Source organism: Massilia sp. ST3, assembly GCF_018119405.1.
Lineage (GTDB): Bacteria > Pseudomonadota > Gammaproteobacteria > Burkholderiales > Burkholderiaceae_D > Telluria.
This window is the reverse complement of the sequence record NZ_JAGPWC010000033.1, coordinates 43,287-51,407: the sequence shown is the minus strand read 5'-3', so window position 1 is coordinate 51,407 and position 8,121 is coordinate 43,287. Positions and strand designations below refer to the sequence as shown.

The following is an 8,121-nucleotide window of genomic DNA, read 5'->3' as shown; positions in this document are numbered from 1 at the left end:
AATCGATTGATTGCATAACCACGATGACAGACAAACTCAAACCCCTGCGCGAACAGATCGATGCGATCGACGCGCAAATCCTGGCCCTCCTGAGCCAGCGCGGCAAGGTGGCGCAGGAAGTCGGCCACGTCAAGGCCGAGACCAACGCCCCCGTGTTCCGCCCCGAGCGCGAAGCCCAGGTGCTGCGCGGCGTGGCCGAGCGCAATCCCGGCCCGCTCAAGGACCGCGATGTCCAGACCATCTTCCGCGAGATCATGTCCTCCTGCCGCGCGCTCGAGAAGCGCGTCACGGTGGCCTACCTCGGCCCCTCGGGCACCTTCAGCGAGCAGGCCGTGTTCCAGCAGTTCGGCAGCGCCATCGAGACCTTGCCCTGCGTGTCGATCGACGAGGTGTTCCGCGCCACCGAGGCCGGCACCGCCGACTTCGGCGTGGTCCCGGTCGAGAACTCCTCGGAAGGTGCGATCAACCGCACCCTCGACCTGCTGCTGGCCACCACCACCATCATCAGCGGCGAAGTGTCGATTCCGGTCCACCATAGCCTGATGAGCAAGACCGGCTCGATGGACGGCGTCAGGACCGTGTGCGCCCATTCCCAGGCCCTGGCCCAGTGCCAGGTGTGGCTGAACCAGCACTATCCCGGCATCGAGCGCCGCGCCGTGGCCTCGAACGCCGAGGCGGCCGTGCTGGCCAGCCAGGATCCGAGCGTGGCTGCGATCGCCAGCGAGATGGCGGGCGAGCAGTACCAGCTCGGCGTGGTGCAGGCCCACATCCAGGACGACCCGCACAACCGCACCCGCTTCGTCGTGATCGGCAATCTCCAGACCGGCCCGTCGGGCCGCGACCGCACCGCGCTGGTGCTGGCCGTGCCGAACAAGGCCGGCGCCGTCTACAACCTGCTGGCGCCGCTGTCCAAGCACGGCGTGTCGATGACGCGCTTCGAGTCGCGCCCGGCGCGCATCGGCACCTGGGAATACTATTTCTACGTCGACATCGAGGGCCACGTGCACGACGCCGCGGTCGCCCGCGCCCTCGACGAACTGAAAGACAACGCCGCCTTCTTCAAGGTGCTGGGGTCTTATCCGCAAAGCCTTTAATCCATCTTCGAGAGACCTGCCATGCACCACCAATTCGGACCAGAATACGTTCGCGCCATCGCCCCTTACCAGGCCGGCAAACCGATCGCCGAAGTCGCCCGCGAGTATGGGCTGAACGAAGCCGACATCGTCAAGCTGGCCTCCAACGAGAACCCCTTCGGCCTGCCGGAATCGAGCCGCCAGGCGATGCTGGCCGCCGCCGCCGAGCTGGGCCGCTATCCGGACGCCAACGGCTTCGACCTGAAGGCCGCGCTCTCGAGCCGCTACGACGTCCCGGCCGACTGGATTACCCTGGGCAACGGCAGCAACGACATCCTGGAAATCGCGGCCCACGCCTTCGTGCAGAAGGGCGAGGCGGTGGTCTACTCGCAGTACTCGTTCGCGGTCTACGCGCTGGCCACGCAGGGCGTGGGCGGACGCGCCATCGTGGTCCCGGCCAAGGACTTCGGCCATGACCTCGACGCCATGGCGGCCGCCATCGATGCGGATACCCGCCTGGTCTACGTCGCCAACCCGAACAACCCGACCGGCACCTTCTTCCCGGCGCCGCAAGTCGAAGCCTTCCTGCAGAAGGTGCCAGGCAACGTGATCGTGGTGCTCGACGAAGCCTATAACGAATACCTGGCGCCGGAACACCAGTTCGAATCGAGCCAGTGGGTGCGCCAGTACCCGAACCTGATCGTCTCGCGCACCTTCTCCAAGGCCTACGGCCTGGCCGGCCTGCGCGTGGGCTTCGCCATCGCCCAGCCGCAGGTCACCGACCTGATGAACCGCATCCGCCAGCCCTTCAACGTCAACTCGCTGGCCCAGGCGGCCGCCGTGGCCGCGCTGAACGACAAGGCATTCCTGGAGAAGGGCGCCAGGAACAACGCCGAGGGCTACAAGCAGATGACCGCGGCCTTCGAGGAGCTGGGCCTGGAATACGTGCCGTCCTTCGGCAACTTCGTGCTGGTCAAGGTCGGCAACGACGACGCGGCCGGCGCGCGCGTCAACGTGGCGCTGCTCAAGCAGGGCGTGATCGTGCGCCCGGTGGGCAACTACGGCCTGCCGCAGTGGCTGCGCATCTCGATCGGCCTGCCGCAGGAAAACGCGACCTTCATCGCGGCGCTCAGGAAGGCGCTGGGCTGAATGCTCGATAAAGTCGTCATCGTCGGGGTCGGCCTGATCGGCGGCTCCTTCGCGCTCGGCCTGAAGGCGGCCGGCGCGGTGCGCCGCGTGGTCGGCATCGGCCGCGAGCCGCAGGCGATGGCGCGCGCGCTGGAACTGGGCATCGTCGACGAGGTGGCCACTTCCTACCAGGAGGCGCTGCAAGGCGCCGACCTGGTGCTGCTGGCGGCGCCGGTGGCCCAGACCGGCCGCATCCTCGCGGCCCTGCTGCCCCATCTCGGCGCCCGCACCGTGGTCACCGATGCCGGCAGCACCAAGGGCGACGTGGTGGCCGCCGCCCGCGAAGTGCTGGGCGAGCGCATCCACCAGTTCGTGCCCGGCCATCCGATCGCGGGCAGCGAGTCGAACGGCCCGGACGCGGCGCTGGCCACCCTGTACCGCGGCAAGAAAGCGGTGCTCACGCCCTTGCCGGAAAACGCCGACGACGCGGTCGAGCTGGTGGCCGAGGCCTGGCGCGCCTGCGGTGCGCTCATCCACATGCTGAGCCCCGCCGACCATGACCGGGTGTTCGCCGCCGTCAGCCACCTGCCGCACCTGCTGGCCTATGCCCTGGTGGACGACATCGCCGCCAAGCCCCATGCCGACCTGCTGTTCCAGTACGCGGCCAGCGGTTTCCGCGACTTCACCCGCATCGCCGGCTCCTCGCCCGAGATGTGGCGCGACATCAGCCTGGCCAACCAGGCGGCCCTGCTTACCGAGCTGGATGCTTATCTGGCACAATTGACGACATTGCGCGCGCGTTTGGCCGCGTCCGACGGCGCCGCCTTGGAAGCCGTCTACGCCAATGCCCAGCGCGCCCGGCGCGAGTGGATCGAGGCCATCGAAGCCGGCTCTCCACCGCCGCCACCCAACCAGGAACCAGAATGACGCAGCAAATACCGCAGTCTAAACATTATCCGCAGCATATCGACCTCGAACCCGTGCTGCACACGGCGGGCTCGGTGCGCCTGCCGGGTTCCAAGAGCATTTCGAACCGCACCCTGCTGCTGGCCGCGCTGTCGGAAGGCGCGACCACCATCCACGACCTGCTGGCCTCGGACGACACCATGGTGATGCTGGGCGCGCTGCGCTCGCTCGGCATCGGGTGGGACGAGGTCGACGAGCGCACCGTGGTGGTCCACGGCCAGGGCGGCGTGCTGCCGAACCACGAGGCCGACCTGTTCATGGGCAATGCCGGCACCGCGATCCGTCCACTGACGGCGGCACTCAGCGTGATCGGCGGCGACTACACCCTGCACGGCGTGTCGCGCATGCACGAGCGCCCGATCGGCGACCTGGTCGACGCCCTCAACGAAGTGGGCGCCCAGATCGAATACACGGGCGAGCAGGGCTTCCCGCCGCTGCGCATCCGCCGCGGCCACATCCACGCCGACCGCATGGCGGTGCGCGGCAACGTGTCGAGCCAGTTCCTGACCGCGCTCCTGATGAGCGCCCCGCTGATGGCCAAGACCCATGCGGTAACGATCGACGTGGTCGGCGAGCTGATTTCCAAGCCCTACATCGAGATCACCCTGAACCTGATGCGCCGCTTCGGCGTGACGGTCGAGCAGAACGGCTGGGCGTCGTTCACCGTGCAACCGGGCCAGCGCTACCAGAGCCCGGGCACGATCCACGTCGAGGGCGACGCCTCGTCGGCGTCCTACTTCCTGGCGGCGGGCGCGATCGCCGGCGGCCCGGTGCGCGTGGAAGGGGTAGGGGAGAACAGCATCCAGGGCGACGTGCGCTTCGCCGACGCGCTCGAGCGCATGGGCGCCATCGTCACGCGCGGCGAAAACTGGATCGAGGCGCGTTCGAACGGCGTGCTCAAGGCCATCGACGCCGACTTCAACCACATCCCGGACGCCGCCATGACCATCGCCGTGGCCGCGCTGTACGCGGACGGCACCTCGACCTTGCGCAACATCGCCAGCTGGCGGGTGAAGGAAACCGACCGACTGGCCGCCATGGCGACCGAGCTGCGCAAGGTCGGCGCCGAGGTGGAGGAGGGCCCGGACTACATCCGCATCACCCCGCCGGAGCAGCTCAAGCCGGCCACCATCGACACCTACGACGACCACCGCATGGCCATGTGCTTCTCGCTCGCCTCGCTCGACGGCAAGGCGCGCCGCGGCAACGCCATGCGCATCAACGATCCGAAATGCGTCGCCAAGACCTTCCCGGATTACTTCGAGGCGTTCGCCAGCATCGCCCGCAACGAACTGTTCTGACTCATCCGACACCCGTATGCCACATTCGCACATCCCAGTCATCACGATCGACGGCCCGACCGCTTCCGGCAAGGGCACGGTGGCGGCCAAGGTGGCCGAGCGGCTGAGCTTCCACCTGCTCGACTCGGGCGCCCTGTACCGCCTGACGGCGCTGCAGGCGCTGCGCCGCGGTACCGAACTTCGCGACGAGCACGGCATCGCCAAGCTGGCCGAGCACCTGCCGGCGCGCTTTGTCGGCCACGACGTGTTCCTGGCCAGCGAGAACGTGACCCAGGCGATCCGGGCCGAGGAGGTTGGCAACATGGCATCGAAGATCGCCGCGCTGCCGAGCGTGCGCCAGGCCTTGTTCGCCTTGCAACTGGGCTTCCGCGAGGCCCCGGGCCTGGTGGCGGACGGACGCGACATGGGCACGGTAATCTTCCCCACCGCCAAGCTGAAGGTGTTCTTGACGGCAAGCGTTGAGGCACGTGCAGAGCGCCGGTATAAGCAATTGATTGGCAAAGGATTTTCTGCTAATATGGACGATCTGCTGGCGGATTTGCAGGCGAGGGACGAACGCGATACCAAGCGCGCCGTGGCCCCGCTGGTGCCGGCGGAGGATGCGCATTTGCTGGATACCTCGAACATGAGCGCTGAGGAAGCGATCGAACAGGTGCTGGCCTGGTATGCGCATGCATAAGAATTGATTGGCGTTTTGTGAGCTGCTGACGTAAGTCCGCGGCTTAAAAGCGTCTTTCCCGCGCAGGCGGGAACCCAAGTCCGGTGCGTCACCGTTGGCTCGAGTCATCGCCGCGGTGGCTGTGCTGAGAAACTTGGGTCCCCGCCTTCGCGGGGATGACGGTCTTAAGGTTCGCATCAAGGTTTTGCGATGCGACGGCTTCAGGACCGTCGTCCTTTGGTGCCTGCATGGCAATTTCGCCGTTGCAGGTGTGTTTCAACCTGACCCAGTTCAGTCCGCACTATCGACGGACTGCTGGCTAACTCGAGTAACCTTTTTTATGTCTACTGCAACCACCCAAGATACCGGTATGGAAAGCTTTGCCGCCCTCTTCGAGGAATCGCTGTCGCGTCAAGACATGCGTTCGGGCGAAGTCATTTCGGCTGAAGTCGTGCGCCTGGATCACAACTTCGTGATCGTCAACGCCGGCCTGAAGTCGGAAGCCTTCATTCCGGTCGAAGAATTCAAGAATGACCAGGGCGAACTGGAAGTCCAGATCGGCGACTTCGTTTCCGTGGCCATCGAATCGCTGGAAAACGGTTTCGGCGATACCATCCTGTCGCGCGACAAGGCCAAGCGCCTGGCATCGTGGCTGGCTCTGGAAAAAGCAATGGAATCGGGCGAGATCGTCACCGGTACCGTCAACGGTAAAGTCAAAGGCGGCCTGACCGTCCTGACCAACGGCATCCGCGCATTCCTGCCGGGTTCGCTGGTCGACACCCGTCCGGTCAAGGACACCACCCCGTTCGAAGGCAAGACCCTGGAATTCAAGGTCATCAAGCTGGACCGCAAGCGTAACAACGTCGTCCTGTCGCGCCGCGCCGTCATCGAAGCATCGATGGGCGAAGAACGCGCCAAGCTGATGGAAACCCTGAAAGAAGGCACCGTGGTCACCGGCGTCGTCAAGAACATCACCGACTACGGTGCGTTCGTCGACCTGGGCGGCATCGACGGCCTGCTGCACATCACCGACCTGGCATGGCGTCGCGTGCGTCACCCGTCGGAAGTGCTGTCGGTTGGCCAGGAAATCACCGCCAAGGTCCTCAAGTACGACCAGGAAAAGAACCGCGTCTCGCTGGGCGTCAAGCAGCTGGGCGACGATCCGTGGACCGGTCTGTCGCGTCGCTACCCGCAAGGCACCCGCCTGTTCGGCAAGGTCACCAACCTGACCGACTACGGTGCGTTCGTGGAAGTCGAGCAGGGCATCGAAGGCCTGGTGCACGTCTCGGAAATGGACTGGACCAACAAGAACGTGGCTCCGAACAAGGTTGTCCAGCTGGGCGACGAAGTGGAAGTCATGGTCCTGGAGATCGACGAAGAGCGCCGCCGTATTTCGCTGGGCATGAAGCAGTGCAAGGCGAATCCGTGGGACGACTTCGGCATGACCCACAAGAAGGGCGACAAGGTCAAGGGCCTGATCAAGTCGATCACCGACTTCGGCGTGTTCATCGGCCTGCCGGGCAACATCGACGGCCTGGTGCACCTGTCGGACCTGTCGTGGACCGAAGCCGGCGAAGAAGCCGTGCGCAAGTTCAAGAAGGGCGACGAGCTGGAAGCCGTCGTGCTGGCAATCGACGTCGAGCGCGAGCGTGTCTCGCTGGGCGTGAAGCAGCTGGAAGGCGACCCGTTCAACAACTTCGCTTCGCTGAACGACAAGGGCACCCTGGTCACCGGCACCGTGAAGTCGGTTGAGCCGAAAGGCGCCGTGATCGCGCTGAACGACGAAGTCGAAGGCTACCTGCGCGCTTCGGAAATCTCGCGTGACCGCGTGGAAGACGCCGGCACCCACCTGAAAGTGGGCGACAAGGTCGAAGCCCTGGTCATCAACATCGATCGCAAGGCTCGCAGCATCCAGCTGTCGATCAAGGCGAAAGACAGCGCTGACACCCAGGAAGCGATGAGCAAGCTGGCTTCGGACAACAGCGCTGCTTCGGGCACCACCAGCCTGGGCGCCCTGCTGAAGGCCAAGTTCGACAACAAGGGTTAATTCCTTACCTGGAGCGAGCAGATGACCAAGTCCGAGCTGATCAATCGCCTGGCTGAGCGTTATTCCCAGCTGGTGGCGAAGGATGCGGAGTTCGCGGTCAAGACCATCCTCGATGCGATGACGAACGCTTTGGCGACCGGCCAGCGCATCGAGATCCGTGGTTTCGGCAGCTTCGCGCTGAACAGCCGGCCCCCGCGCATCGGACGCAATCCGAAGTCCGGCGACAAGGTGATGGTGCCCGAAAAACGGGTGCCCCACTTCAAGCCGGGCAAGCAGTTGCGCGAGCGGGTGGACGCGATGGTGGGGCAGCCCATCATCGAAGACTGAAGTCGTCTGCCAGCGGGCAGGCAGAAACGGCGTCCGTGAGGATGCCGTTTTTTTTTGTCGGTAGTGATTGCGTTAGTGGTATGCGAGCAAACTTGGGTCCCGCCTTCGCGGGGATGACGGTCTTTGGGCTAACGGTACACTCAAACAAGGTCATCCCCGCGCAGGCGGGAACCCAAGTTCGTAGCGTGCCACACAACTTGGCATTCACCACCAGCGCAGCACACCCTCAACCGTTTTGAAATATCATGCCGGATATGCGACACTGCGCCTTTGCCCAACCCACCACCGGAACCACCCGATGAGATTCGTCTCGACCATCGCCGGCATCGTCCTGTTCGTCCTGTTCTTCGGCTTCGCCCTCAAGAACACCCAGGAAGTCGACCTGCGCTTCTTCCTCGACTATGAATTGCGCGGCCCGCTCGTGCTCATGCTGCTGGCCTTCTTCGTGGCCGGGGCGGCGCTGGGCATCCTGGCGCTGACGCCGACCGTGTTCCGCCAGCGCCGCCAGAGCTCGCAGCACAAGAACACCATCCAGGCCCTGCAGAGCGCCGCAGGCACCGGCACCGCGCCGCCGCAGCCCGACAGCGTCCCGCCCGTGCGCTGAACGCATCACACGACAAC

At 65.2% G+C, this 8,121-nt stretch carries 8 protein-coding genes; all 8 read left to right on the top strand.

Annotated elements, in window-relative coordinates:
* The first annotated feature begins 23 nt into the window (after positions 1 to 23).
* The 8 genes from pheA to KBW98_RS13285 all read left to right on the top strand — a co-directional run bounded on the left by pheA (position 24) and on the right by KBW98_RS13285 (position 8,104).
* Positions 24 to 1,094, top strand: a complete 1,071-nt coding sequence (gene pheA / locus KBW98_RS13320; protein WP_211520632.1) for a prephenate dehydratase — start codon at positions 24 to 26, stop codon at positions 1,092 to 1,094.
* 21 nt (positions 1,095 to 1,115) lie between these two features.
* On the top strand, positions 1,116 to 2,222 hold the full coding sequence (gene hisC / locus KBW98_RS13315) for a histidinol-phosphate transaminase (protein ID WP_211520628.1): 1,107 nt from the start codon (positions 1,116 to 1,118) through the stop codon (positions 2,220 to 2,222).
* The gene (locus tag KBW98_RS13310; protein WP_211520627.1) at positions 2,223 to 3,128 is read left to right on the top strand and encodes a prephenate dehydrogenase/arogenate dehydrogenase family protein; all 906 of its coding nucleotides are present in this window, start codon (positions 2,223 to 2,225) and stop codon (positions 3,126 to 3,128) included.
* Positions 3,125 to 4,468, top strand: a complete 1,344-nt coding sequence (gene aroA / locus KBW98_RS13305; protein ID WP_211520626.1) for a 3-phosphoshikimate 1-carboxyvinyltransferase — start codon at positions 3,125 to 3,127, stop codon at positions 4,466 to 4,468. The genes KBW98_RS13310 and aroA overlap by 4 nt, the downstream gene beginning before the upstream one ends.
* A gap of 16 nt (positions 4,469 to 4,484) precedes the next feature.
* Positions 4,485 to 5,147 (top strand): (d)CMP kinase, encoded by a 663-nt coding sequence (gene cmk / locus KBW98_RS13300; protein ID WP_211520625.1) that lies wholly within the window; start codon positions 4,485 to 4,487, stop codon positions 5,145 to 5,147.
* 319 nt (positions 5,148 to 5,466) lie between these two features.
* A complete protein-coding gene (gene rpsA, locus KBW98_RS13295; RefSeq protein WP_211520624.1) occupies positions 5,467 to 7,173 on the top strand; it encodes a 30S ribosomal protein S1 in 1,707 nt (568 codons plus the stop codon).
* Between the two features lie 21 nt (positions 7,174 to 7,194).
* Complete coding sequence (locus KBW98_RS13290) at positions 7,195 to 7,500, top strand: integration host factor subunit beta (RefSeq protein ID WP_027864826.1); 306 nt, start codon at positions 7,195 to 7,197, stop codon at positions 7,498 to 7,500.
* Between the two features lie 298 nt (positions 7,501 to 7,798).
* A complete protein-coding gene (locus tag KBW98_RS13285; protein ID WP_211520623.1) occupies positions 7,799 to 8,104 on the top strand; it encodes a lipopolysaccharide assembly LapA domain-containing protein in 306 nt (101 codons plus the stop codon).
* Positions 8,105 to 8,121: the final 17 nt, after the last annotated feature.

What these genes read in the sequence shown, in the direction of transcription:
- cmk (WP_211520625.1), top strand. Translation starts at nt 4,485, where the DNA reads ATGCCACATTCGCACATCCCAGTCATCACGATCGACGGCCCGACCGCT.
- KBW98_RS13290 (WP_027864826.1), top strand. Translation starts at nt 7,195, where the DNA reads ATGACCAAGTCCGAGCTGATCAATCGCCTGGCTGAGCGTTATTCCCAG.
- aroA (WP_211520626.1), top strand. Translation starts at nt 3,125, where the DNA reads ATGACGCAGCAAATACCGCAGTCTAAACATTATCCGCAGCATATCGAC.
- pheA (WP_211520632.1), top strand. Translation starts at nt 24, where the DNA reads ATGACAGACAAACTCAAACCCCTGCGCGAACAGATCGATGCGATCGAC.
- KBW98_RS13310 (WP_211520627.1), top strand. Translation starts at nt 2,223, where the DNA reads ATGCTCGATAAAGTCGTCATCGTCGGGGTCGGCCTGATCGGCGGCTCC.
- KBW98_RS13285 (WP_211520623.1), top strand. Translation starts at nt 7,799, where the DNA reads ATGAGATTCGTCTCGACCATCGCCGGCATCGTCCTGTTCGTCCTGTTC.
- rpsA (WP_211520624.1), top strand. Translation starts at nt 5,467, where the DNA reads ATGTCTACTGCAACCACCCAAGATACCGGTATGGAAAGCTTTGCCGCC.
- hisC (WP_211520628.1), top strand. Translation starts at nt 1,116, where the DNA reads ATGCACCACCAATTCGGACCAGAATACGTTCGCGCCATCGCCCCTTAC.